Raw genomic sequence first — 23,241 nt, 5'->3', positions numbered from 1 at the left:
CGCCCACGTGCGTGCGGACTCGACCCTGCGCACCCTGGAGACGTCGGCTCCAGCAGACGGGCCTCTCGAGCGCGAGCCGCTGCGGCAGCGCGGGACCGAAGGACCCACCATGATCAGCACGGACCAGATCGAGAGGCTTCTCCACGGGGGAACGGTCGTCTCGAGCACCGGGGAGAAGATCGGCAAGGTCGGCCAGGTCTTCCTGGACGACCGCACCGGGGACCCCGAGTGGGTGACCGTCAAGACCGGCCTGTTCGGCACCGCGGAGTCCTTCGTCCCGCTCGCCGACGCCGACGTCGAGGGCGACGAGATCCGTGTCCCCTTCGGCAAGGACCAGGTCAAGGAGGCGCCGCGCGTGGACGACTCGGAGGGTCACCTCTCCCGGGAGGAGGAGGGCGAGCTCTTCCGCTACTACGGACGGGCGCAGGCCGCCGCCGGTCCCGGCCCGTCCGGCACCCCCGGCCAGGACGCCCACCGTGGCGAGGACGACCACGACGACCAGGGCGATCGCGGCACGCGGGACGACCGTGCGGCCGAGGCGGGCGCCGTCGGGAGGCACGCCGCCGGTCCGGCCGCCGACGACACGTCGGCCCGCTCGGACGACGACGTGGCGACGAGCCAGGACGCCGACGCCGGAGGCACGGTCCAGCTGCGCCGATACGTCGTCACGGAGTACGTGACGGAGACGGTGCCGGGCGACCAGGCAGGTCCGGGGGGCCAGTCCGCCCGCGAGGAGCGGAAGGTCACGGAACGTGTCCGCGAGGAGATCGTCGCGGCCGACGGAGAGGAGAACCGGTCATGAGCACCAGCTACGGGGCGACCCCGCCGGAGAACGACCCGACCGCCCGCGACGCGGGCGACACCCGCCGTCCGGTCGGGCACGACGCCGATCCCGTCGCGCGCGACCGCGAGACCGTCGTGGCGCGCGAGAAGGAGGAGCACGGGGGCATCAAGATCGGCTCGGCCTTCTTCGGGTGGCTGACCGCCACCGGGACGGTCGTCCTGCTCACCGCGCTGGCCGCGGCCGCCGGTGCCGTCTTCGGTCTCAACACCACGACCGACATCCAGGACGCGGCCGACCAGGCGACCGAGAACGCCGAGACGATCGGCATCGTCGGCGGCATCGTCCTGCTCGTCGTCCTGTTCGTCGCCTACTACTGCGGCGGGTACGTCGCCGGCCGCATGGCGCGGTTCGACGGCGCGAAGCAGGGCCTCGCGGTCTGGCTGTGGGCCGTGGTGATCGCGATCGTGCTGGCGCTCGTCGGTCTTGTCGCGGGCAGCCAGTACAACGTGCTGTCGGAGCTCAACGCGTTCCCGCAGATCCCGGTGAGCACGAGCGACCTCACGACCGGAGGCGTCATCGCGCTCGTCGCAGCCGCGGTGGTGAGCCTCGCCGGCGCCGTCCTCGGTGGCCTCGCCGGCATGCGGTTCCACCGCAAGGTCGACCGGGCAGGTCTCGGCAGCTGACGAGGGCGGGTCGCGGCTGACGAGGGCGGGTCGCGGCTGACGAGGGCGGGTCGCGGCTGACGAGGGCGGGTCGCGGCTGACGAGGGCGGGTCGCGGCTGACGAGGGCGGGTCGCGGCTGACGAGGGAGGCTCCTCAGAGCCAGTCGTGCTCCCGCGCGTACCGCGCGGCCTCGTGCCGCGTGCGCGTCTGGGTCTTCTGCATGGCGCTCGACAGGTAGTTGCGGACCGTGCCCTGCGCGAGGTGCAGCCGGGCCGCGATCTCGGCGACCGAGAAGCCGTCGCGCGTCACGCGGAGCACGTCGAGCTCGCGGTCCGTCAGCGGGACGTCATCGATGAGCGCGGCGGCGGACACGTCCTGGTCGATCCAACGCCGACCCTCGTGCAGCGCCGCGATGACCGCGGTGATGTGGCTCGGCTCGGCGGACTTGCTCACGAAGCCCTGCACGCCGAGCCGCAGCGCGTGACGCAGGACGCCGGGCCGGGCGTGCCGCGTGAGCATGAGGACCACCTGGTCGGGCAGGACCCGCCGGATCCGCTCGACGGCCTCGAGCCCGTCGACGCCGGGCATCTCGAGGTCGATGACGAGCACGTCCGGCCGGTGCGCGAGCGTCGCCTCGACCGCCTGCGCCCCGTCGGCCGCCTCCGCCAGGACCGTGACGTCCCCCTCGAGCGGGAGCAGGGCGGCGAGGGCGCTGCGCAGGAGGACCTCGTCGTCGGCCAGCACGACCGTGGTCATGACCCCTCCCCCTCGCTCTCGCGCGCCTGGTCTGCGTCGTCGCCCGTCGTGCCCGCCTCGGACCGCGGGCCCGGGAACGTGGCCGCGGTCCGGAAGCGACCGTCCGCGACCTCCGCGGTGAGCACCCCGCCGGCGTCCGACACCCGCTGCGCGAGGACGGCCAGTCCGTGCAACGCCGGAGGCCCCTGGGCCGTGACGCCGTCGTTGACGACCGTGATGCGGTCGTCCGCGAGCGCGACGTGGACGAGCGTGGCGCGCGAGTGGCGCAAGACGTTGGTCGTCGTCTCGCGCAGCACCTGCGCGAGGAGGTCCCCGGAGTGCACGCCCAGGTCCGCCGGGCGGTCGACGTGCACGTGGATGCCCGCGGCCTCGAGGAGGTGGCGCGCGTTCTCCAGCTCCGCGGACAGGTTCGGCCGGCGCTGCCCGTACGCGAGCTCCTTCGCCTGCGCGATGGTGTCGCCGACCAGGGCGTACGTCTCGCGCAGCTCCCGCTCCGCACCCTCCGTGTCGGTCCGCAGCAGCTTCTGCGCGAGCGCGATCTTCAGCTTGACCACGTGCAGCGTGTGGCCCTGGATGTCGTGCAGGTCGCTCGCGAACCGCATGCGCTCGCGCACGACGGCGAGCTCGGCCTCGCGCTCCCGCGCCTCCTCGAGCTCCGCCATGACGTCGTAGAAGCCCTTGTGGGGGTAGCGCAGGCCGATGAGGACCACCGTGATCCCGGTGGGGACGAGGACGTAGGCGACGACTGCCGCGGCGTCGACCGGTACGGTGACCACCAGGCCCCAGACGCCCACCGCGGCGACGTACCCCGCGAGGCCGACGGCCGCCGCCGCGCGGTGGCGGCGAAGCTCGGGGATCGTGAGGCTCCCTACGAGGGCCAGACCGTAGTACGAGGCCTCAGGGCCGCCGTCCACCACGAGGACGCCGTACGGCCAGACGGCTGCGGCGACGACGAGGCAGGGCACCTGGACGCGCGCGAGGTCGCCCGCCGTCCACCGTTCGAAGGCGAGCAGGGCCGCCACCGTCCCGAGACCCAGCACGACGGCCTGCGCCGCGTCCTGCGCCTGCACCGCGACGAGGTACACGCCCACGAGCGCGAGCAGCGGCAGGAGGGTGAGGAGGTTGAGCCGCCGGAACCGCCGTCGCGACGCCACGGACGTCCCGGACGTACCCGAGCCCCACGGAGACCGGTAGCGCGACCGGTACGCCGTGGTGCCCTCGCGGGACGCCGTCGGGACCTCCGGCGCGGAGGGGCGTGGGTCCATGGGCAGCTCGCTGGGTGGGGGACGGTTCCGGGCCAGTATCCGGTGCCGGGCGACGCCCGACCAGTGACGCCACGTCACACGGGAGCACCCGCGGACGTCACGCCCGGTTCCTGACGCCGCGGCACTGGGAGCGCGCGACGGTCCGGGCTGTGATGGGGGCATGACCTCGAACCCCGTGATCGACGTCGACGACCTCGACGTCACGTACGGCGACTTCCGCGCCGTGAAGAACCTGTCGTTCCAGGTGGGACGCGGTGAGCTGTACGCCCTCCTCGGCACCAACGGTGCCGGCAAGACGTCGGTGCTGGAGGTCGTCGAGGGCCACCGCGCGGCGGCCTCCGGCACCGTGCGCGTCTTCGGCGAGAGCCCGCAGGACCGCGCCGCCGTGCGCGCCCGGACCGGGATCATGCTCCAGGAGAGCGGCTTCTCCCCCGACCTCACCGTCGCGGAGACGGTCCGGCTCCTCGGCCGCCTCTCCGGGCGCTCGGACTCGGTCGACCGCGTGCTGGGTCTCGTCGACCTCACGCACAAGACGGAGACGCGGGTCGCCCAGCTCTCGGGCGGGGAGAAGCGGAGGCTCGACTTCGCGACCGCGGTGTTCGGCAGGCCCGAGCTCGTCTTCCTCGACGAGCCGACGACCGGTCTCGACATCGCGTCCCGCGACGCGTTGTGGGCGACCGTGCAGGACCTGCGCGAGGACGGGACGACCGTCGTCCTCACCACCCACTACCTGGAAGAGGCGCAGCAGCGTGCCGACCGTATCGGCCTGATGCACCGCGGCACGTTCCGCCACGAGGGCACGGTGGACGAGCTGACGCGGACCCTGCCGGCCTCGATCCGCTTCTCGCTCCCGCCGGACGCACCCGTGCCACCCGTGCAGGCCGTCCCGCAGGACGACCGGTCCTGGGCGATCGAGACGTTCGAGCTCCAGCGCGACCTCAAGCAGCTCCTCGACTGGGCCGACGACCACGCCGTCGGCCTCCACGGGCTGTCCGCCGCCCCGACCCGCCTGGACGACGTCTTCCGCGCCATCGGCACCGACGACGCGCCCGTCCCGACCGCGCTCCCGTGACACCCGACTCCCCGAACAGGAACCCGTCCATGCTTCCCATCGCGCACAGCGAGCTGGTCCAGCTCTTCCGGAACCGGGCGGTGCTCATCACCAGTCTCGTCATGCCCGTCGCCGCGGCCGTGTTCTTCATCAGCTTCCGCGACGTCTTCGCCCGGATCGGCAGCGTCGGTTACGTCGCGGCCGTGCTCGTGTTCACCATCGCGGCGTTCAGCCTCTACGCGACGACCGTGACCACGCTCGCCGCACGCCGTCAGGACCTGTTCCTCAAGCGGCTGCGCTCGACCGCCGCAGGGGACGCGAGCATCCTCACGGGCCTCGTGCTGCCCGTCTCCCTGATCGCCCTGGTGCAGGTCGGCGTGATGCTCGGCGTGTTCGGCGCGGTCGGTGGCGGTCCGGCCGACCCGGTGCTGCTCGTCGTCGCGGTCGTCGCCACGTTCGTCATGATGCTCGCCCTCGGGATCGCGACGGCCGGGGTCACCACCTCCCCCGAGCACGCCCAGGTCACCGGCCTGCCCCTGAGCCTGGGCGTCGTGGCGATCGCCAGCTGGGTCGGGATCACCGGGACCGAGAGCCTGCCGCTGCTCAAGCGGCTCCTGCCCGGAGGCGCGGCCACCGAGCTCGTCGTGACCGCGTGGGAGGGCGGCGTCGCCGTCACCGACTCGCTCCTCCTGCTCGCCCCGACGCTGGCGTGGGTCGTCGCGGCCGTCGCGTTCGCGGCGAGGATGTTCCGCTGGGAGCCTCGACGATGACCGCCGCACCGACCAGCACGCACCACCTCCGAGAGGACCGACGATGAGCGACCCGACACCCACCCCTGAGCCCGCCGGCAGCCGCGCGGATCCCGGCGACATGCTCGTCGTCGACGACCTCATGCTCCTCCTGCTGGACGACGACGGCGCCTCCATCCAGGGCGCCGGGACCCTGTACTACACGCTCGGGGGCGCGGTGCTCACCGAGCTCGCGCTGCTCGGGCGGGTGGAGACCGACGACACCGGGGTGCTCAACGGCCCGCGCGTCACCCCGGCGGGGGCCGGGCCGCTGCCCGACCCCCTGCTGCAGCGGGCCTACGACACCGTCGCGGAGAAGACGCAGCGCGTCCAGCCGCTGCTCGTCGCGCTCGGGGCAGACCTCTGGCGCGAGGTGATCGACCGGCTCGCACGACGCGGTCTGGTCGAGCGGCAGGAGTCGCGCGTGCTCGGGCTGTTCCGCACGACGCGGTGGCCGGCCGCCGACCAGGAGCACGAGGCACGGCTGCGCGAGCGGATCCGCGCGGTGCTCGAGGACCGCGAGGCGCCCGACGCGCGCACCGCCGCGATCATCGGGCTCCTCTCGGCCAGCGGCTCTCTGCCGACCCTGCGGCCTCCGCTGCCGTGGACCACACGGACGGCGACGCGGGCCAAGGAGCTCGAACGGGGACAGTGGGGGCCGGAGGCCGTGGCCACCGCCGTCACGCGCACGGCGGCGGCGATCGCCGCCTCCAGCGCGGCCGTCGCCGTCAGCGTCGCGACGAGCGGGCGTTGACGGCACGGCCGGCACTGACTGCGCCGACGGCGCGGAGGACGCAGGCGACGCGACGCCGGAGGCGCCCGCTCAGTACCGCATGCCCATGAGCTCGCAGACGTCGGCGAGAGTGCGGTCCGCGATCTCGTTCGCGCGGGCGTTGCCGCGGGCGAGCACGTCGAGGGGGTCTGGTCCGTCGCCCTCGGCGAGCGCGCGCCGTCGGGCACGGAGCGGGCGCAGGTGCTCGACGAGCGCGTCCGTCACCACCTGCTTGAGGCGACCCGCTCCCCCGGCGCCGACCTCGTCCGCGAGCGCTTCGGGTGTCGTCCCGGACGCGAACGCGCCGAGCGTGAGCAGGTTCGCGACCTCCGGACGACGGTCGGGCTCGAAGGTGATGTGGCGCTCCGAGTCGGTGCGGTGGCGGCGGACGAAGCGCGCGGTGGCGTCCTCGTCGTCGCGTAGCTCGAGCGCGTTGCCCGCGGACTTGCTCATCTTGCGCCCGTCGGTCCCGAGGATCGTCGGCGCGGGCGCGAGGAGCACCTCGGGCTCCGGGAAGTACGGGCTCGTCGGGGCGTAGCGCTGGTTGAAGCGCCGCGCGACCGTGCGCGTGATCTCGACGTGCGGGAGCTGGTCCTGACCGCCCGGGACGAGGTTGCCGTGGCAGAAGAGGATGTCCGCGGCCTGATGGACCGGGTAGGTGAACAGCAGCCCGCTCATCGGCCGTCCCTGCCGCCGCGCCGCCGCGAGCGCCTCGGCCTTGACGGTCGGGTTGCGCTCGATCTCGGCCGTCGTGACGAGGCTGAGGAACGGTAGGAGGAGCTGGTTCAGCGCGGGGACCGACGAGTGCGTGAAGATCGTCGTGCGCTCCGGGTCGATGCCCGCCGCCAGGTAGTCCAGCACGATCTCGCGCACGGTGCCGCGCAGGTCGCCCGCCTCGTCGCGGTCGGTGATGACCTGGTAGTCCGCGACGACGAGGAACACCTCGACCCCGGCGCGCTGCAGCCGGACGCGGTTGGCGACCGTCGCGACGTAGTGGCCGAGGTGCAGCGCCCCGGTCGGTCGTTCTCCGGTGAGGACGCGGAAGCGTGCGGGGTCGGCGGCGATCTGCGCCTCGAGCTCGGCGCTGCGGTCGCGCGCCGCGGCGACGGAAGCGGTGGACGACGGCGCGGTCAGGATCTGGGACATGGTGGCTCTCCTTCGGTGAGGGGAGCCGCGCGCCGCGGGCCCGGTGGTCCGTCGGGGGACCGGTCGGGCGCCCGGGCGGCGCCGCACATGACGACGTCCCGGCTGCGGAGCGCAGCTCGGGACGTGGGCACGACAGGTCACGGCTGCGGGGGCAGCCACCACCAGTCGCGCGTGAACATGGCTCCAGGCTACGCCTCCGTGCGAGAGTGGGCGCGTGCCGGACGACGACGAGAGCGGGCGAGCGGGCGACGCGGACGGGCGCGTGGAGCCCGCGGGCGATCCGTTACCGGAGACGGGCTGGTTCGCGTACGCGCCCCTGTCCGGCAGCGTGTTGGTCCCCCGCACACGACCACACGGCGCGCCCGAGCCGACCGGGCGACCGACTCGCCCCGACCCGCATGCCGTGCGGCTCATGAACGACTACGGCGCGCGCTGGCCGCTCTGGCCGAAGGTGCCGGACGTCGGCTCCCAGGTACGGGACCTGCTCGACGAGGCGCTCGTCGCACGGCTCCGCGCCTGGGCCGCGACGTTCGACGCCCACTACGACCCGTTCACCGGCTGGGACGACCCGCGCGTCGCGCGCGACCACCGGGTCGAGGCCGACCGTCTGCTGCTCGCGCTGCGCGACGCCCTGCCCGAGCCGTGGACCGTGACGCTCGACTACTGGGAGACGAGCGGGGCGTGAGCGCCTCGGGCAAGATCGAGCACATGCCCGAGCTGAGAGCGCAGAACGTCACCGGTCCCGTCGCGTACCACGCGGAGGGGCCGGTGTGGTGGCCGGGCTGGGGCGGGCTGCGGTACGTGGACATGCTCGCCGGTGACCTCCTGACGCTGCGGCCCGACGGCGGCGTCGACCGCCTGCACGTCGGCGACCACGCGGCCGTGGTGCGGCCGCGTGCGGGCGGAGGGTTCGTCGTCGGGCTCGCGCGGTCGATGGCGGTCGCGGACGCCGACGACGCCCCGGTGCGCGTGCTGACGACGCTGTGGGACGACCCGACGGTCCGGCTCAACGAGGGGTCGGCCGCACCCGACGGCGCGTTCTACGCGGGCGGCATGGCGCAGGGCGAGCGGCCCGGCGCGCTGTACCGGGTGGAGCCCGACGGCAGCTCGCGCGTGGTGCTCGACGGGATCGGGACGTCGAACGGGCTCGGCTTCTCTCCCGACGGCTCGCTCGCGTACTACGTCGACTCGGCGACGAAGCGCGTCGACGTGCTCGACGTCGTCCCGGCCGACGAGGACCCGCGCGGGCTGGTGCGGCGTCGGCCGTTCGTCGCGGTCGACCCCGACGACGGGACGCCGGACGGGCTCACCGTCGACGCCGACGGCGGCGTGTGGGTCGCGCTCTGGGGCGGGTCGACGGTGCGCCGCTACTCCCCCGCCGGAGTGCTCGACGCGGAGGTCCGGTTCCCCGCGAGCCAGGTGAGCGCATGCACGTTCGGCGGCGACGACCTGGACGCGCTGTTCGTCACGACGTCACGCCAGGACCTCGACGCCGACGACCCCCACGAGCGCGAGGCCGGGTCCGTGTTCCGCGTCGACGTGGGCGTGCGCGGGCTGCCGGTGCTGCCGTTCGCGGGCTAGCGCCCCGCTGTGCTGCCCGTCGCGCGCCGGCGCCGCGGGCCGCCGCCGTCGCGAGCCCTCCGCCGCGGGAGCGTCGCCAGCGCGACGCCCGCTAGGCTCAGGACGCCGCCCGCGAGAGTGAGACCCGCGGGGACCTCGGCGAGCATCGCCCACGACAGGACCACCACGAGGGGCGGCACGAGGTAGGTCGACGCCGCGAGCCGACCGGCGCTCGTCCGCGAGAGCGCGTAGCCCCACGTGGTGAACGCGACGGCCGTCGGGAAGAGCCCGAGGTAGACGACGGCGAGCGTGGACGACCCCGCTGCGGCCGACGCCTCGCGGACGAGCGCGGGGGTGAACGGCAGGCACGCGACCGTGCCGGCGAGGCACCCGACCCACGTCATGGTGAGGGCGTCGACGTCAGCCAGGATCCGCTTCTGCGCCGTGGCAGACCCGGCGTAGAGCGCCGCGGCGGCGAGACCGAGCACGACGCCGAGCACGTCGGCGTCGCCGGTCGACGTGGTCACCGCGATGACGGCGACGCCCGCGAACGCCACGGCCATCCCCGCGAGCAGCCGGCGCGGGAACCCCTCGCCGAGGAGCAGACCGGCCAGGACGGCGACGAGCACGGGAGCGACGTTGACGAGCAGCGCCGTCGTCCCGGCGTCGAGATGCTGCTCGGCCGCGTTGAGCGCGACGTTGTAGAGCGCGAACCATGCCACGCCCCACGCCGCGACGGCGACGAGCGTGCGTCCCCGCGGCAGGGCGGGGAGGGCTGTCACGAGCTGCGCGACGCCACCGGGTCCCCCCGCCGGCGCCCGGCTCGCGACGCGGGCCGCCCGGACGAGCACGATCGCCGTGAGCCCGCCCGACCCCGCGAGCTGGCGGCCCAGCGCGAGAGCGCCGGGCGAGTAGTCGTGACCCGCCGCGCGGACACCGACGAACGCCGACGCCCACAGCACGACGGTCACAGCGGCCGCGAGCAGGACGAGTCCCGCCGTGCGCCGCGTCGCCTCCACCGACATCTTCTCCGTGACAGCCATGCGACGATCGTCGTCGCTCTGACGATGAAGCACCAGTACGGGTTACTACCGCTCGATGCAGTCTCGCTGTACGGTCGGAGGATGCTCGACGTGCACCGTCTCCGCATCTTCCGCTCCGTCGTCGCGAGCGGCTCCGTCCAGGCCGCCGCCGCGAACCTCGGCTACACGCCGTCCGCGGTGAGCCAGCACGTCGCCGCGCTCCAGCGCGAGACGGGCCTCGTGCTCCTCGAGCGCGCGGGCCGCGGCGTGCGGCCGACCGCGGCCGGGCTCACGCTCGCCGCCCAGGCGGACAGCGTGCTCGTCCGCCTCGGCGAGGTCGAGGCGGTGGTGTCCGACCTGCGCGCCGGCCGCACCGGCTCGCTCTCGATCGCCTACTTCGCGTCCGTCGGCGCGGCGTGGCTGCCCGCCGTCGTCCGCCGGCTCACTGAGGAGAACCCCGGCGTCCGGCTCGACCTGTCGCTCGCCGAGACCATCCCCGACGACCCCGACCGGCGCGCCGACGTGCAGATGGTCGTCGCGCCGCGCGGCTTCGACCCGGGCCCTGGCTTCCGCGCGCACCATCTCCTCGACGACCCCTACGTCGTCGTCGTGCCGCCCGGCCACCGGCTCGCCGACGAGCCGCACGTCGACCTCGCGGAGCTCGCGGGCGAGCGCTGGGTCGACAACGACTTCGCCCGCGGCTGGTGCCGGCGCACCGTCCTCGACGCCTGCACCGCCGCGGGGTTCGCCCCGCCCTTCCACGTCGAGGCGCACGACTACCCGACGGCGCTCGCGTTCGTCGCGGCGGGCATCGGCGTGACCGTCCTGCCCGCCCTGGGAGCAGCGCACCTGCCCGACGGGCTGACTGCCGTCCCCATCGTCCGGCCCACACCGGTCCGGTCGATCCACGCCGTGCTGCGCGACGCCGTCGCCCTCACCCCACCGGCCTGGACCGTGCTCGACGAGCTGCGCCGGGCGGCGACCGCGCCGACCGACCGCGCACCGGCCGGCCACGCGTCGGCCGAGCACGCGCCGTCGCGCGCCTACTCCGCCGCCGTGTAGGGCTTCCCCGGCCAGTACGCCCACTCCTCGAAGTGCGCGACGCGCCCGTCGGCGGCGAAGCGCAGGAGCCACAGGTCGCGGTACTCCTGCTCCTCCGACCCCGTGTACCGCACCTCGAGCCGCACGACGGCGGAGTCCCCCTCCACGGCGACCGGCTCGGCGGTGACGGTGAACGTCGCGCCCTCGTCGGCGGTCCAGAAGCCGCGGATCGCGTCGTGGCCGTGGAGCGGCTCGTCGTCGTAGGGCGACCGCAGGTACGTCGCGTCCTCGGTGAACAGCCGCTCCACGGCGCCCGGGTCGCTCGCCCGCCACGCGCGCTCGTACCCGTCCACCCACGTCATCACCGCGTCGCGGTCCATACGCCCCACCTCGCTCGCAGGCCTCGGCGGCCTCTAGCGGCCGCGGTCCCGACCACCCTGCCCGAGCAGGCGCAGCCCCGCCCGCCGACGAGGGTCGATCTCGACAGCGAGCGCAGTGTCGATCTCGCACTGTCCCGTTCGACCTGTGGATGAGAGGGTCGGAAGGACCGGCCCACCGACACCGGGAGTCAGCGATGAAGTACATGCTCATCATGCGCAGCAGCGACGAGGCCAAGGCCGCGTTCGAGAGCGTCTCCTTCGACGAGATGCTCGAGACCATGGGCCGGTTCAACGACGAGCTCATCCGCGCAGGCGTCCTGCTCGCGGCCGAGGGGCTCGACGACCCGGCGCAGGGCGTCGTGGTCGACCTGTCGTCCGACGTGCCCGTCGTGACGGACGGCCCGTACGGGGAGACCAAGGAGCTGTTCGGCGGCTACTACATCCTCGACGTCGCCTCCCAGGAGGAGGCGGTCGAGTGGGCCAAGCGGCTGCCGTACTCGGGCCCCGGGACGAAGGTCGAGATCCGCCGCGTCCCGTCGATCGACGAGTTCCCGCAGGACAACGAGTGGATCCGCCGGGAGCGCGCGTGGCGCGAGGCGACCGGCCAGGTGTGACGGCAGCCACCGCGGAGACGCAGCCCGACGGCCGGCGCGCCGTCGAGGCCGTGTGGCGCATCGAGTCGGCGCGGATCGTGGGCGCCCTCGCCCGGTACACCGGGGACTTCTCGCTCGCCGAGGACCTCGCGCAGGAGGCGCTCGCCGAGGCGCTCGCCTCCTGGCCGCGCGACGGCGTGCCGCGCAACCCGTCGGGCTGGCTGCTCACGGTCGGGAGACGTCGCGCGATCGACACGTTCCGGCGTCGCTCCGCCCTCGACGAGCGGTACGCCGCCCTCGCCCACGACCTGGGCGAGGGCGGCGCGACCTCCGGAGGGCCGCCGTCGGGCGGGCGGGCACCAGGCACGAGCGCCATCGGCGGCGACGACGACAACATGCAATGGGACCCCGACCGCGTGGACGACGACGTGCTCGCCCTCATGTTCGTCGCGTGCCATCCCGTGCTCTCACGGGAGGCAGCCGTCGCGCTCACGCTGCGGGTCGTCGGCGGCCTGTCGAGCGACGAGGTCGCGCGCGCGTTCCTCGTGCCCACGGCAACGGTCCAGGCCCGTATCACGCGCGCGAAGAAGACCCTCGCGGCAGCAGCCGTGCCGTTCGGGGTGCCACCGGCCGACGAGCGCCGCGAGCGCCTCGGCTCCGTCCTGGGCGTGCTGTACGTGATCTTCACGGAGGGCTCCACCGCAACGTCGGGCGACGAGTGGCTCCGCCCGGACCTCGCGCACGAGGCGGTCCGGCTCGCGCGCGTGCTCGCCGGGCTGGTGCCCGACGAGCACGAGGTCCACGCGCTCCTCGCCCTGCTCGAGCTCACCGCGGCACGCTTCCCGGCTCGGACCACGCCCGACGGCGACCCCGTCCTCCTCGCGGACCAGGACCGGCGGCGGTGGGACCGGTCCGCGATCCGTCGCGGCCGGGCCGCGCTCGCGCGCGCCGACGCCGTGGGGCCGTCGGGTCATGGCCGCGGTCCGTACGGGCTCCAGGCCGCGGTCGCGGAGTGCCACGCCGTCGCGCCGTCGGTCGAGGAGACCGACTGGGACCGCATCGTGCTGCTGTACGAGGCGCTGGGCCGGGTGGCGCCGTCGCCGGTCGTGGAGCTCAACCGGGCCGTGGCCGTCGCGATGGCGCACGGCCCGGCGGCGGGGCTGCGGATCGTCGACGAGCTCGTCGCGACGGACCGGCTGCCCCGGTTCCACCTCGTGCCGAGCGTGCGCGCCGAGCTGCTCGGGCGCCTGGGCCGCGCCGACGAGGCCCGCGCTGAGTACGCCCTCGCGGTGCGGCTGTGCCCGAACGTGCGCGAGCGCGCCCTGCTCGAGCGCAAGGCGGCCGAGCTCCGCGCGTGACCGCCCACGTCCGCGTGCCACACGACGGCCGCGAGCGCCGTCACGTCCGTCAGCGCTCGTCAGCGCTCGTCGCGCAGCACCACGTCGAGCCGTTCGAACCGCACGTCCTTCGTCGCCATGACGGGCTTGCGGACCGGGCGCCCGGCGTCGTCGAACCTCGTGTCCGTGCCCGGCCGTCGTCCGCGACGGACGGCCCGGGCGGTGGGAGAGAATCGACCGTGTGAGCCTCTCCCCCGACCCCGGCACAGACTGGCGTCCGCACGTCGCCGACCCGGCGGCGCGACCGCCGTCGACCCTTCCGCACGTCGTGTTCTTCGAGCCGCGCATCCCCGGGAACACGGGGAACGCGATCCGGCTCGCCGCGGTCACGGGCGCACGCCTGCACCTCGTCGAGCCGCTGGGCTTCGACCTCGACGAGCCGAAGCTGCGCCGTGCCGGGCTCGACTACCACGATCTCGCGGCGGTCGAGGTGCACGCGGATCTCGACGCCGCCCTCGCCACGCTCCCGGGCCGGGTCTTCGCCTTCACGACACGCGCGACGACGTCGTTCACGGACGTGACCTACCGGCCCGACGACGTGCTGCTGTTCGGCCCGGAGCCCACCGGCCTGCCAGACGGCGTGCTCGCGCTCCCGCGGATCACCGACCAGCTGAAGATCCCCATGCAGCCCGGGCGACGGTCGCTCAACCTCACGAACGCGGCGTCGATCGCGGTCTACGAGGCGTGGCGCCAGACGGGCTTCACGGGCGCCGCCTGACCGCCTCCCGCTGTGGGCATGAAAAGGGCCCGGTCCTGGGGTCAGGACCGGGCCCAATTCATGCCCACAGCGGGGGTGGGTCAGGTGAGGTCGCGGACCTCGGCGTAGCGCTCACGGATCGCGGGCACGGGTTCCGCCTCGATGACCGTGCCCGACGACGCCGCCCAGGTCGGCGGGTCGACGTCGCCCGGTCCGGTGGAGCCCTCCGCAGCACCCTCGGCGGCCCGGTGCGCGGCGAGGACCCATGCGGCCTGGCGCGCCGCGCCGTCGGCCACGTACTCGCCCGGCTCCGGGACCGAGACCGGCAGCCCGAGGACCTGGGGCGCGATGCGCCGCACGGCGTCCGACTGCGCGCCGCCGCCGATGAGCTGCACGCGCTCGACCGGGACGCCGAGCGCGCGCAGCGCGTCGAGCCCGTCCGCGAGGCCGCACAGCATGCCCTCGACGAACGCCCGGGCCAGGTGCGGCCGCGTCGCGGTGCCGAGCCGGATCCCGTGGAGCGTGCCCGACGCGTCGGGCCGGTTCGGCATCCGCTCGCCCTCGAGATAGGGCACGAGGACGAGCCCGTCGGCGCCCGGCGGCGCCTCGAGCGCGAGCCGCGACAGCTCCCGGTGGTCGACCCCGAGCACCTCGCGCGCGGCGTCGAGCACGCGGCTCGCGTTGAGCGTCACGGCGAGCAGGAGGTACCGGCCCGTCGCGTCCGAGAACCCGTTGACGAGCCCCGAGCCGTCGGCCGTGCGGGCGTCCGCGACGGCGGACACGACGCCCGACGTCCCGATCGACACCGCGACGTCGCCCGCCGTCATGCCCAGGCCGAGCGCCGCACCGGCGTTGTCGCCGGCGCCCGGGCCGAGCAGCGCACCGCCCTCGACGCCCGCTCCGGCCACGGTCGGGTGCGCGACGCCGGCGACCGCCGACGGCGCGAGCACGCGCGGCAGCACGACGTCGGTCCGGCCGAGCGCGAGCTCGAGCAGGTCGAGGCGGTAGCCGCCGCGACCGTCGTCCGCCGACCCGGACCCGGACCCGGACCCGGACCGACCGTCGGCGCCGGACGCCGCACGCGTCGCGTCCCAGTACCCCGTGCCCGAGGCGTCGGACGCGTCGGTCACGAGCGCGTCGAGGTCGGGGCCGAGCGGCGCCGTCGGGTCGCCCGCCGGCCCGTACCCGGCGATGCGCCACGTGAGCCAGTCGTGCGGCAGCGCGACGGCCGCGACGCGCGCCGCGTTCTCCGGCTCCGCGTCGCGCAGCCAGCGCAGCTTCGTCACGGTGAGCGACGCGACCGGGACCGACCCGATCGCGTCGGCCCACGCCTGCGCCCCGGCCTCCTCGGCCGACTCGACCCGCACGCGCGCGTCCGGGACCCGTTCGGCGAGGCGTGCCTCGCCGAGCTCGCGGACGAGGTCCCGGGCCGCGGGCGCGGACCGCGTGTCGTTCCACAGCAGCGCCGGGCGGATCACCCGGCCCTCGGCGTCGAGCGCGACCATCCCGTGCTGCTGGCCGCCGACGGCGAGCGCCGCGACGTCGTCCAGCCCACCGGCCGCCGCCACCGCGGCACCGAGGGCGTCCCACCACGCGGCGGGGTCGACCTCGGTGCCGTCGGGGTGCTTCGCCGCGCCGAAGCGCCGGAGCGCCCCGGTCTCGGCGTCGCGCACGACGACCTTGCAGGACTGCGTCGACGTGTCGATCCCGGCGACCAGGGTCCGAGCGGCGGGTCCGCCCGCCGCCCCTTCCACGGCGTCTTCGTGCGTCGACACGTCAGCCGATGAGGTGCTCGAGCGCGAGCTGGTTGAGGCGCACGAAGCCGAAGTCGCGGTTCGCCGCGGCATCGACGTCGAAGTCCTCGTACGCGCTGCGGTCCGCGAGGATGTCGGCCACGGTCTCGCCCACGGCGAGGGTGGGCTCGCCCAGCTCGAAGACGCCGGAGTGTGCGAACGCCTCCTGGACGCGGCTGTCGGCGCGGTAGGCCGCGGCCTTGCGCGCGAGCAGGCGGTACGTGTCCATGTTGGCGCGTGCGGAGTCCCACACGCCGACCTCGTTCTCGGTGCGCGAGGGCTTGTAGTCGAAGTGGCGCGGGCCGGTGTACGTCGGGCCGCCGTTCGGGAAGCCGTTCTCGAGCAGGTCGACCGTGAAGAACGCGGAGAGCAGGTCGCCGTGGCCGAACACGAGGTCCTGGTCGAACTTGATGGACCGCTGACCGTTGAGGTCGATGTGGAAGAGCTTGCCCGCCCACAGGGCCTGCGCGATCCCGTGCGTGTAGTTGAGGCCCGCCATCTGCTCGTGGCCCGTCTCGGGGTTGAGACCCACGATGTCGCCGTGCTCGAGCTTCGCGATGAGCGCGAGCGCGTGGCCGATCGTCGGGAGGAAGATGTCGCCGCGGGGCTCGTTGGGCTTGGGCTCGAGGGCGATCTTGAGGTCGTAGCCCTGGTCCTTCATGTAGCCGGCGACGGTGTCGATGCCCTCGGCGTAGCGCTCGTGGGCCGAGTGCAGGTCCTTGGCGGCGTCGTACTCGGTGCCCTCGCGCCCGCCCCACATGACGAACGTCTTCGCGCCGAGCTCGGCGGTCAGGTCGACGTTGCGCAGCACCTTGCGCAGCGCGTAGCGGCGCACGCCGCGGTCGTTCGACGTCACGCCACCGTCCTTGAAGACGGGGTGGCTGAAGAGGTTGGTCGTCACCATCTCGATGACGAGGCCGGTCTCGTCGGCCGCCTTCCGCACGGAGTCGAGACGGCGGGTCCGCTCGGCGTCGTCGGAGCCGAACGGCACGACGTCGTCGTCGTGGAACGTGAAGCCCCACGCGCCGAGCTCGGCCAGCTTGCGGACCGAGTCGGCGGGGTCGAGCGCGGGGCGGCTCGCGCTCCCGAACTGGTCCTGCGCGGTCCAGCCCACGGTCCACAGACCGAAGGAGAAGTTGATGTCCTGAGTGGGCTCGTCGGCCACGATGGTCTCCTCGTCGAGAGAGTCGCGGCGTGCTCGGCACGCCGACGACGCATTTTTGTCGTATGGCTGAACTTATGCGCCCGAGTCGGTAAGGTCAAGACCGTGAACCGCAGCGTCGCGACCCGGACGGGTCCCCCAGCAGCCCGGCAGGCCACGCTGCGCGAGCACAACCTGGCCCTCGTCGCCCGCGCCGTCTTCGAGGCGCCGGTCCCGTGCTCGCGCGCCGACATCGCGGCGGCCAGCGGGCTCACCCGGGCGACCGTCTCGACGCTCGTCGACCGCCTGGTCGCCGCGCGCATCGTCGCGGAGCTCCCGCCCGCGACGCCGCAGCGCGCCGGCCGACCCGCCGTCCCCCTCGCGCCCGCGGCGCGCACGATCGTCGGCCTGGGCCTCGAGGTCAACGTCGACTACCTGGGTGGTCGGGTGCTGGACCTCACGGGCACCGTCGTCGCGGAGCACATCGACCCCGACGACCTCCATGACAGCGACCCCGCCGAGGTGCTCGCACGCCTGGGCCGCATCGCGCGCGACCTGGTCGAGCGCGTGCGGGCCGACGGCATGACGGTCGCCGGGGCACGGCTCGCCCTGCCCGGCCTCGTCGACTCCCGCGCCGGACGCCTCGAGGTCGCGCCCAACCTCGGCTGGTCCCGCCTCGCTCCCACGCCGCTCCTCGCCCTCGACCCGGACCTGCCCGTCGAGATCGGCAACGAGGCCAAGCTCGCCGCCCTCGCCCAGTCGAGCCGCGGCGTCGTGCCCGACGGCGCGGAGCGCCTCGCGCTGGACGGCACGCCCCGGTCGGTCCCGTCCACCTACCTGTACGTCTCGGGCGACGTCGGGATCGGCTCCGCGATCGTCGTCGACCGCCGACTGTTCCACGGCCGGCACGGCTGGGCGGGAGAGATCGGGCACGTCGTCGTCGACCCGAGCGGCCCGCGCTGCCGGTGCGGCGCGACGGGCTGCCTCGAGCAGTACGCGGGCAAGGACGCGCTACTGCGCGGCGCCGGCCTCGACGTCGGGGCCGACACCGCCGAGCTCGTCGCCCTCCTCGATGCCGGCGCGCCCGCCGCGCGGGAGTCGGTCGCACGCGCCGGGACGGCGCTGGGCAGCGCGCTCGCGGACTACGTGAACCTCGTCGACATCGACACGGTGCTGCTGGGCGGGATCTACCCGGCACTGCTGCCGCACCTGCGCGCGCCCGTCGAGGCGGAGCTGCAGACGCGGGTCCTCGCCGCACCGTCGGTCGACCTGCACGTCGCCGCCGCACCGGTGGGCGACCACGCCGCCCTCACGGGCGGTGCACGCGAGGTCCTGCGCGGCGTCGTCGAGAACCCGAGCGCCTGGGTCGACGCCGACTGACCCCGCGCGAGGTAGTACCCCGGTCCAGCTGGAGAGCACCCACTGGCCTGCCGAGGTAGAACGTCAAGTCGCGAGGTAGAGCTCGGCGGGCTCTACCTCGCGACCGGAAGTTCTACCTCACGGTGCGTCTCGCCCGTAGCGAGCGAGGACCGGGGCGAGACGACGCCGGGAGGGGTGGGTGGGGCGACCACGCGCCGTCGGGCACGACCGCGGTACTAGCTCGCGCGACCGGGGTACTACCTCGGGGGCGGCGCCGTGCTCGCGCGGGCGACGAGGCGCGTGGGGACGAGGCGCGTGCCCGCCTCGTGCACCCCTTCCCGCACCTGCCGGAGCACCTGCTCGACGCACCGGCGGCCGACCTCCGCGAAGTCCTGGTGGACCGTCGTGAGCGGCGGCAGGAACTCGCTCGACTCGGGCAGGTCGTCGAACCCGACGACGCTCACCTCCTCCGGCACGCGCCGGCCCGCGTCGTGCAGCGCGCGCACGAGCCCGAGCGCCATCTGGTCGTTGGCGACGAACACGGCGGTGACGTCGTCGCGCGCGGCGAGGCGACGACCGGCGTCGTACCCGGAGGTCGGTGACCAGTCGCCGCGCTCGACGGGAGGCACCTCGCGCCCGGCTTCCTCGAGCGTCGAGCGCCACGCCGCGGTGCGTCGCTCGGCGGCGAACGAGTGCGCAGGCCCGGCGAGGTGGTGCACGGTCTCGTGCCCGAGGTCGAGCAGGTGCCGCACGGCCTGCCGCGTCCCGTCGGCCTGGTCGGTGTCGACGACGGCGTAGCTCTCGCCCGCGTCGGAGTCCGCGACGACGACCTGGACCCCGGGCGGCAGGCTCACCTGCGCGACGTCGAGCAGGTGCACCTCCATGAGCAGGATGATCGCGTCCACCGCGAGCTCACCGAGCCGTGTGAACGCGCCGCGGACGCCGTCCTGCGTGGGTGCGGCGACGGGGATGATGGTGATGGCGTAGCCCTCGGCGGCGGCGGACGTCGCGATCGCCTCGAGCGTGCGGACGTTGCCGGTGGTCGCGAGCGAGAAGAGGATGACGCCGATCGTGCGGAACGAGCCGCTCTTGAGCGCGCGGGCTGCGCTGTTCGGCCGGTAGCCGAGCTCGGTCATCGCGGCGAGCACCCGGGTCCGCGTGGACTCGACGACGCCGGAGTGGCCGTTGGACACGCGGGAGACGGTCTGCGCGGAGACCCGGGCGACGCGTGCGACGTCGGCCATCGACACCCGGCGCACGGGCGACGGCCCGCCCGCCGGCTCTGTCACGACGGCCGTCGCGACCGCGGTGGGAACCACCGTGGAGGCCGCCCCGGCGACCGACGTGGAGACCGCCGTCGTGACGGCGGTGGTGCCCGTGGTGGCGGGGGCGTCCTCGTCGAGCCCGTCGTTCATGGTCCTCGTCCTCGTGGTCCGGTCCTGCAGGTGATGGTGCGGCGGTCGTGCCCGGTGGCGATCGTGCCAGGTGACGGTCGTGCCGCGGTCCCGGCGTGGCCGTCCGAGATCAGCGTAGGCGATGTTTGCGTAAACACCGCACCCTCGTGCATGCTGATGTTTGCGTAAACACCCCGGGCGACGATCGACGTCTCCCACCCCGACGACGAGGAAGCAGCATGACGACGACGTCCCCACCCGTGGCGGTGCCGCACCTGCCACCGGTCGACGGCACCTCCTCCCGACCGACGCGACGCCGACGTCGCTCGTGGATCGGGTGGGGGTTCGTGGGCCCGTTCATGGCGGTCTTCGCGCTCGTCTTCCTCGCCCCGATCGCGTACTCGATCTACCTGAGCCTGTTCCGCACGCAGATGGTCGGCGGGACGCAGTTCGTCGGGTTCGAGAACTACGCACGCGCCTTCTCCGACCCGCAGTTCTGGTCGGGCGTCACGCGCGTCGGGCTCTTCCTCCTCGTGCAGGTGCCGATCATGCTCGGCATCGCCCTGCTCGTCGCGCTGGCGATCGACAGCGGCCGCCTGTACGGCAAGAACTTCTTCCGCATCTCGATCTTCCTGCCGTACGCCGTCCCCGCCGTTGTCGCGACGCTCATGTGGGGCTTCATGTACGGCACGCGCTTCGGTCTCGTCGGCAACCTCAACGACGCGCTGGGGACGTCGATCCCCAACCCGCTGTCGCCCGAGTGGGTGCTCCTCGCGATCGGCAACATCGTGACCTGGGAGTTCGTGGGCTACAACATGCTCATCTTCTACTCGGCGCTGCGCGTCATCCCGACGTCGCTCTACGAGGCCGCCGAGCTCGACGGCGCGAGCCAGTGGCAGGTCGTCCGGTCGATCAAGATCCCCGCGATCCGCGGCTCGCTCGTCATCGCGACGATCTTCTCGATCATCGGCTCGTTCCAGCTCTTCAACGAGCCCAGCATCCTGCAGAGCCTCGCGCCGAACGCCATCACGACGTACTTCACCCCGAACCTGTACGCGTACTCGCTGTCGTTCTCCGGCCAGCAGTACAACTACTCGGCGACCGTCGCCATCATCATGGGCGTCCTCACGATGATCGTGGCCTACGTCGTCCAGCTGCGCGGCATGCGCAAGGAGGCCTGACCGTGACCGCGACGACCCCCACCACCCCGTCCGCCTCGTCCGCCGCGCCCGCTGCGCCCGCTGCGCCCACAGTCCGCACCGCCGCGCGCAAGCCCGTCCGACTGCGCTCGCGCGCCCCGCACAGCGTCTCGAAGCCCCGCCGCAGCACGCTGCTCACGGTCCTCAGCGGCGTCGTGCTCCTCTACGCGCTCGTCCCGCTGTTCTGGCTCTTCGTCAACGCGACGAAGACGCAGTCGAGCCTGTTCTCGTCGTTCGGGCTGTGGTTCAGCGGCGACTTCGCGCTGTTCGACAACATCGCCCGGACCCTGACCTACAACGGCGGCATCTTCGGCCGCTGGTTCGCCAACACGGTCCTGTACGTCGTGGTGGGCGCGGGCGGCGCGACGTTCCTCGCCGTGCTCGGCGGCTACGCGCTCGCGAAGTTCGACTTCCCCGGCAAGCGCGGCGTGTTCGCGACCGTGATCGGTGCGGTCGCCGTGCCGGGCACCGCGCTCGCCGTCCCGACGTTCCTCATGTTCAGCCAGATGGGCCTGACGAACACACCGTGGGCCGTGATCATCCCGTCGCTCATCTCGCCGTTCGGGCTCTACCTCATGTGGGTCTTCGCGGCCGAGGCGATCCCCACCGAACTGCTCGAGGCCGCGCGCGTCGACGGGTCGAACGAGTTCCGCACGTTCTTCCAGGTCTCGCTGCCCCTGCTCGCGCCCGGGATCGTCACCGTCCTGCTCTTCACGATGGTCGCGACGTGGAACAACTACTTCCTGCCGCTCATCATGCTCAAGGACCCCACCTGGTACCCCCTGACGCTCGGCCTCAACGCGTGGAACGCCCAGGCCGCGACGGCGGGCGGCGAGGCGATCTTCGACCTCGTCATCACCGGGTCGCTGCTCACGATCCTGCCGCTGATCGCCGCGTTCCTGCTCCTCCAGCGCTACTGGCAGTCCGGCCTCGCGGCCGGGTCCGTCAAGGAGTGAGCCCCCGGTCGCGCGACGCACGGTCGCGCGTCCGCACCGCACCGCACCGCACCGCACCGCGATCGCCCACCTGCACGCACCCCCGCACCACCATCCGTCTGACGACGCAGTGAGAGGAACCCTCATGTCCATCCGCACCACCCGCACCCTGCGGGCCGTCGCCGCCACCGGCGTGCTCGCCCTCGGCCTGGCCGCGTGCAGCTCCGGCAGCGGCGACGACGCCGGCTCCGGTGCCGACGGCGGTTCCGCCGACGACGTCGCCGCGGCCCTCGAGGAGGGCGGCTCGCTCACCGTGTGGGCGTGGGAGCCCACGCTCGAGCAGGTCGTCACCGACTTCGAGGCCGAGTACCCGAACGTCGACGTCGAGCTCGTCAACGCCGGCACCGGCAACGACCAGTACACGGCGCTCCAGAACGCGATCGCCGCCGGCTCGGGCGTGCCCGACGTCGCGCAGGTCGAGTACTACGCGCTCCCCCAGTTCGCGCTGTCCGACGCCGTCGCCGACCTCTCCGCGTTCGGCGCCGCCGACCTGGACGGGACCTTCACGCCCGGACCGTGGAACGCCGTCCAGCAGGGCGAGGGCGTCTACGGCCTGCCGATGGACTCGGGCCCCATGGCCCTCTTCTACAACGAGGAGGTCTTCACGCAGCACGGCATCGAGGTGCCGACGACGTGGGACGGCTTCGTCGAGGCGGCCCGTGCGCTGCACGCCGCCGACCCGAACGTCTACATCACCAACGACACGGGCGACGCGGGCTTCACGACGTCGCTCATCTGGCAGGCCGGCGGCCAGCCGTTCCAGGTCGACGGCACCGACGTGACGGTCGACCTCGCGGACGAGGGCAGCACGCAGTTCGCCGAGACGTGGCAGACGCTCATCGACGAGGACCTCCTCGCCCCCGTGAGCTCGTGGAGCGACGAGTGGTACCAGGGCCTCGGCAACGGGACCATCGCGACGCTCGCGATCGGCGCGTGGATGCCCGCCAACCTCGAGTCGGGCGTGCCCGACGGCGCCGGCAAGTGGCGCGTCGCCCCGCTCCCGCAGTGGGAGGAGGGCGCGTCCGCGAGCGCCGAGAACGGCGGCTCCGCGCTGTCCGTGCCGGCCGCGAGCGAGAACCAGGCGCTCGCCTACGGCTTCCTCGAGTACGCGAACGCCGGCGACGGCGTGCAGGCCCGCGTCGACGGCGGCGCGTTCCCGGCCACGACGGCCGAGCTCGAGTCCGACGAGTTCCAGGGCTACGAGTCCGAGTACTTCGGTGGCCAGAAGATCAACGAGATCCTCGCGCAGTCGGCGGCCGACGTCGTCGAGGGCTGGTCGTACCTGCCCTTCCAGGTCTACGCGAACTCGATCTTCAACGACACGGTCGGCCAGGCGTACGTCTCGTCGACGACGCTGACCGAGGGCCTGCAGGCCTGGCAGGACGCGTCCGTGAAGTACGGCGCAGAGCAGGGCTTCACCGTCAACGAGTGAGGCACGCCGGTGG

At 73.7% G+C, this 23,241-nt stretch carries 23 protein-coding genes; 15 read left to right on the top strand and 8 right to left on the bottom strand.

What is annotated here, in order from left to right; translation table 11 throughout:
* Positions 1 to 109 precede the first annotated feature (109 nt).
* Entirely contained in the window at positions 110 to 802 is a 693-nt protein-coding gene (locus tag AC4H2G_RS00365) for a PRC-barrel domain-containing protein (protein WP_494363799.1), read from the top strand.
* Entirely contained in the window at positions 799 to 1,467 is a 669-nt protein-coding gene (locus AC4H2G_RS00360; protein ID WP_494363798.1) for a hypothetical protein, read from the top strand. Before AC4H2G_RS00365 ends, AC4H2G_RS00360 begins: the two co-directional genes overlap by 4 nt.
* 133 nt (positions 1,468 to 1,600) lie before the next feature.
* On the opposite strand, the gene AC4H2G_RS00355 is transcribed toward AC4H2G_RS00360, so the two are convergent.
* Positions 1,601 to 2,203, bottom strand: coding sequence for a response regulator transcription factor (locus AC4H2G_RS00355; protein ID WP_494363797.1), 603 nt, complete (start codon positions 2,201 to 2,203; stop codon positions 1,601 to 1,603).
* Entirely contained in the window at positions 2,200 to 3,468 is a 1,269-nt protein-coding gene (locus tag AC4H2G_RS00350) for a sensor histidine kinase (protein WP_494363796.1), read from the bottom strand. The genes AC4H2G_RS00355 and AC4H2G_RS00350 overlap by 4 nt, the downstream gene beginning before the upstream one ends.
* 160 nt (positions 3,469 to 3,628) lie before the next feature.
* On the opposite strand from AC4H2G_RS00350, the gene AC4H2G_RS00345 reads away from it, so the two are divergent.
* The 3 genes from AC4H2G_RS00345 to AC4H2G_RS00335 are packed head-to-tail and all read left to right on the top strand — an operon-like array spanning position 3,629 to position 6,061.
* Complete coding sequence (locus AC4H2G_RS00345) at positions 3,629 to 4,540, top strand: ABC transporter ATP-binding protein (protein WP_494363795.1); 912 nt, start codon at positions 3,629 to 3,631, stop codon at positions 4,538 to 4,540.
* A 29-nt stretch (positions 4,541 to 4,569) separates the two neighbouring features.
* Positions 4,570 to 5,289 carry an ABC transporter permease gene (locus AC4H2G_RS00340; protein WP_494363794.1) on the top strand — a complete coding sequence of 240 codons (720 nt, stop codon included), beginning with the start codon at positions 4,570 to 4,572 and terminating at the stop codon, positions 5,287 to 5,289.
* 43 nt (positions 5,290 to 5,332) lie between these two features.
* Positions 5,333 to 6,061 (top strand): GOLPH3/VPS74 family protein, encoded by a 729-nt coding sequence (locus AC4H2G_RS00335; protein WP_494363793.1) that lies wholly within the window; start codon positions 5,333 to 5,335, stop codon positions 6,059 to 6,061.
* Positions 6,062 to 6,130: 69 nt separating this feature from the next.
* Here AC4H2G_RS00335 and trpS read toward each other — a convergent pair whose 3' ends face one another.
* Positions 6,131 to 7,225, bottom strand: a complete 1,095-nt coding sequence (gene trpS / locus AC4H2G_RS00330) for a tryptophan--tRNA ligase (RefSeq protein ID WP_494363792.1) — start codon at positions 7,223 to 7,225, stop codon at positions 6,131 to 6,133.
* A gap of 412 nt (positions 7,226 to 7,637) precedes the next feature.
* On the opposite strand from trpS, the gene AC4H2G_RS00325 reads away from it, so the two are divergent.
* On the top strand, positions 7,638 to 7,910 hold the full coding sequence (locus AC4H2G_RS00325; RefSeq protein WP_494363791.1) for an immunity protein CdiI family protein: 273 nt from the start codon (positions 7,638 to 7,640) through the stop codon (positions 7,908 to 7,910).
* A gap of 23 nt (positions 7,911 to 7,933) precedes the next feature.
* Complete coding sequence (locus tag AC4H2G_RS00320) at positions 7,934 to 8,806, top strand: SMP-30/gluconolactonase/LRE family protein (RefSeq protein WP_494363790.1); 873 nt, start codon at positions 7,934 to 7,936, stop codon at positions 8,804 to 8,806.
* On the opposite strand, the gene AC4H2G_RS00315 is transcribed toward AC4H2G_RS00320, so the two are convergent.
* Complete coding sequence (locus tag AC4H2G_RS00315) at positions 8,803 to 9,828, bottom strand: DMT family transporter (protein WP_494363789.1); 1,026 nt, start codon at positions 9,826 to 9,828, stop codon at positions 8,803 to 8,805. The two genes, AC4H2G_RS00320 and AC4H2G_RS00315, sit on opposite strands and share 4 nt — an antisense overlap.
* An 81-nt stretch (positions 9,829 to 9,909) precedes the next feature.
* Here AC4H2G_RS00315 and AC4H2G_RS00310 point away from each other — a divergent pair, with 81 nt between their 5' ends.
* On the top strand, positions 9,910 to 10,869 hold the full coding sequence (locus AC4H2G_RS00310) for a LysR family transcriptional regulator (RefSeq protein WP_494363788.1): 960 nt from the start codon (positions 9,910 to 9,912) through the stop codon (positions 10,867 to 10,869).
* Here the strand turns inward: AC4H2G_RS00310 and AC4H2G_RS00305 are convergent.
* Complete coding sequence (locus tag AC4H2G_RS00305; protein WP_494363787.1) at positions 10,851 to 11,228, bottom strand: YybH family protein; 378 nt, start codon at positions 11,226 to 11,228, stop codon at positions 10,851 to 10,853. The genes AC4H2G_RS00310 and AC4H2G_RS00305 overlap by 19 nt on opposite strands.
* A gap of 194 nt (positions 11,229 to 11,422) precedes the next feature.
* Here AC4H2G_RS00305 and AC4H2G_RS00300 point away from each other — a divergent pair, with 194 nt between their 5' ends.
* From AC4H2G_RS00300 to AC4H2G_RS00290, 3 genes are all read left to right on the top strand, one after another.
* Positions 11,423 to 11,842, top strand: a complete 420-nt coding sequence (locus AC4H2G_RS00300; RefSeq protein ID WP_494363786.1) for a YciI family protein — start codon at positions 11,423 to 11,425, stop codon at positions 11,840 to 11,842.
* Positions 11,839 to 13,179: an RNA polymerase sigma factor gene (locus tag AC4H2G_RS00295; RefSeq protein ID WP_494363785.1), complete on the top strand. Its 1,341-nt coding sequence runs from the start codon at positions 11,839 to 11,841 to the stop codon at positions 13,177 to 13,179. Before AC4H2G_RS00300 ends, AC4H2G_RS00295 begins: the two co-directional genes overlap by 4 nt.
* 307 nt (positions 13,180 to 13,486) lie before the next feature.
* A complete protein-coding gene (locus AC4H2G_RS00290; RefSeq protein WP_494364097.1) occupies positions 13,487 to 13,936 on the top strand; it encodes a tRNA (cytidine(34)-2'-O)-methyltransferase in 450 nt (149 codons plus the stop codon).
* An 80-nt stretch (positions 13,937 to 14,016) separates the two neighbouring features.
* On the opposite strand, the gene AC4H2G_RS00285 is transcribed toward AC4H2G_RS00290, so the two are convergent.
* Positions 14,017 to 15,669 carry a xylulokinase gene (locus AC4H2G_RS00285; protein WP_494363784.1) on the bottom strand — a complete coding sequence of 551 codons (1,653 nt, stop codon included), beginning with the start codon at positions 15,667 to 15,669 and terminating at the stop codon, positions 14,017 to 14,019.
* A 22-nt stretch (positions 15,670 to 15,691) separates the two neighbouring features.
* Positions 15,692 to 16,873 (bottom strand): xylose isomerase, encoded by a 1,182-nt coding sequence (gene xylA / locus AC4H2G_RS00280; RefSeq protein WP_494363783.1) that lies wholly within the window; start codon positions 16,871 to 16,873, stop codon positions 15,692 to 15,694.
* A 102-nt stretch (positions 16,874 to 16,975) separates the two neighbouring features.
* Between xylA and AC4H2G_RS00275 the strand changes: the two genes are divergently transcribed.
* The gene (locus AC4H2G_RS00275) at positions 16,976 to 18,229 is read left to right on the top strand and encodes an ROK family transcriptional regulator (RefSeq protein ID WP_494363782.1); all 1,254 of its coding nucleotides are present in this window, start codon (positions 16,976 to 16,978) and stop codon (positions 18,227 to 18,229) included.
* 236 nt (positions 18,230 to 18,465) lie between these two features.
* Here the strand turns inward: AC4H2G_RS00275 and AC4H2G_RS00270 are convergent, their stop codons facing one another.
* Complete coding sequence (locus AC4H2G_RS00270; protein ID WP_494364096.1) at positions 18,466 to 19,452, bottom strand: LacI family DNA-binding transcriptional regulator; 987 nt, start codon at positions 19,450 to 19,452, stop codon at positions 18,466 to 18,468.
* Between the two features lie 389 nt (positions 19,453 to 19,841).
* Here AC4H2G_RS00270 and AC4H2G_RS00265 point away from each other — a divergent pair, with 389 nt between their 5' ends.
* The 3 genes from AC4H2G_RS00265 to AC4H2G_RS00255 all read left to right on the top strand — a co-directional run bounded on the left by AC4H2G_RS00265 (position 19,842) and on the right by AC4H2G_RS00255 (position 23,228).
* Positions 19,842 to 20,783: a carbohydrate ABC transporter permease gene (locus AC4H2G_RS00265; RefSeq protein WP_494363781.1), complete on the top strand. Its 942-nt coding sequence runs from the start codon at positions 19,842 to 19,844 to the stop codon at positions 20,781 to 20,783.
* 2 nt (positions 20,784 to 20,785) lie between these two features.
* Positions 20,786 to 21,757: a carbohydrate ABC transporter permease gene (locus AC4H2G_RS00260; RefSeq protein ID WP_494363780.1), complete on the top strand. Its 972-nt coding sequence runs from the start codon at positions 20,786 to 20,788 to the stop codon at positions 21,755 to 21,757.
* A gap of 124 nt (positions 21,758 to 21,881) precedes the next feature.
* Positions 21,882 to 23,228, top strand: coding sequence for an ABC transporter substrate-binding protein (locus AC4H2G_RS00255; RefSeq protein WP_494363779.1), 1,347 nt, complete (start codon positions 21,882 to 21,884; stop codon positions 23,226 to 23,228).
* Positions 23,229 to 23,241 lie beyond the last annotated feature (13 nt).

The sequence above is a fragment of the Cellulosimicrobium sp. BMG9.23 genome (assembly GCF_059159985.1).
This window is presented reverse-complemented; position numbering and strand designations above follow the sequence as displayed.

Excerpts from the sequence above, each read along its gene's own strand:
- AC4H2G_RS00365 (WP_494363799.1), top strand. The coding sequence starts at position 110 with ATGATCAGCACGGACCAGATCGAGAGGCTTCTCCACGGGGGAACGGTC.
- AC4H2G_RS00360 (WP_494363798.1), top strand. The coding sequence starts at position 799 with ATGAGCACCAGCTACGGGGCGACCCCGCCGGAGAACGACCCGACCGCC.
- AC4H2G_RS00355 (WP_494363797.1), bottom strand. The coding sequence starts at position 2,203 with ATGACCACGGTCGTGCTGGCCGACGACGAGGTCCTCCTGCGCAGCGCC.
- AC4H2G_RS00350 (WP_494363796.1), bottom strand. The coding sequence starts at position 3,468 with ATGGACCCACGCCCCTCCGCGCCGGAGGTCCCGACGGCGTCCCGCGAG.
- AC4H2G_RS00345 (WP_494363795.1), top strand. The coding sequence starts at position 3,629 with ATGACCTCGAACCCCGTGATCGACGTCGACGACCTCGACGTCACGTAC.
- AC4H2G_RS00340 (WP_494363794.1), top strand. The coding sequence starts at position 4,570 with ATGCTTCCCATCGCGCACAGCGAGCTGGTCCAGCTCTTCCGGAACCGG.
- AC4H2G_RS00335 (WP_494363793.1), top strand. The coding sequence starts at position 5,333 with ATGAGCGACCCGACACCCACCCCTGAGCCCGCCGGCAGCCGCGCGGAT.
- trpS (WP_494363792.1), bottom strand. The coding sequence starts at position 7,225 with ATGTCCCAGATCCTGACCGCGCCGTCGTCCACCGCTTCCGTCGCCGCG.
- AC4H2G_RS00325 (WP_494363791.1), top strand. The coding sequence starts at position 7,638 with ATGAACGACTACGGCGCGCGCTGGCCGCTCTGGCCGAAGGTGCCGGAC.
- AC4H2G_RS00320 (WP_494363790.1), top strand. The coding sequence starts at position 7,934 with ATGCCCGAGCTGAGAGCGCAGAACGTCACCGGTCCCGTCGCGTACCAC.
- AC4H2G_RS00315 (WP_494363789.1), bottom strand. The coding sequence starts at position 9,828 with ATGGCTGTCACGGAGAAGATGTCGGTGGAGGCGACGCGGCGCACGGCG.
- AC4H2G_RS00310 (WP_494363788.1), top strand. The coding sequence starts at position 9,910 with ATGCTCGACGTGCACCGTCTCCGCATCTTCCGCTCCGTCGTCGCGAGC.
- AC4H2G_RS00305 (WP_494363787.1), bottom strand. The coding sequence starts at position 11,228 with ATGGACCGCGACGCGGTGATGACGTGGGTGGACGGGTACGAGCGCGCG.
- AC4H2G_RS00300 (WP_494363786.1), top strand. The coding sequence starts at position 11,423 with ATGAAGTACATGCTCATCATGCGCAGCAGCGACGAGGCCAAGGCCGCG.
- AC4H2G_RS00270 (WP_494364096.1), bottom strand. The coding sequence starts at position 19,452 with ATGGCCGACGTCGCACGCGTCGCCCGGGTCTCCGCGCAGACCGTCTCC.
- AC4H2G_RS00265 (WP_494363781.1), top strand. The coding sequence starts at position 19,842 with ATGACGACGACGTCCCCACCCGTGGCGGTGCCGCACCTGCCACCGGTC.
- AC4H2G_RS00255 (WP_494363779.1), top strand. The coding sequence starts at position 21,882 with ATGTCCATCCGCACCACCCGCACCCTGCGGGCCGTCGCCGCCACCGGC.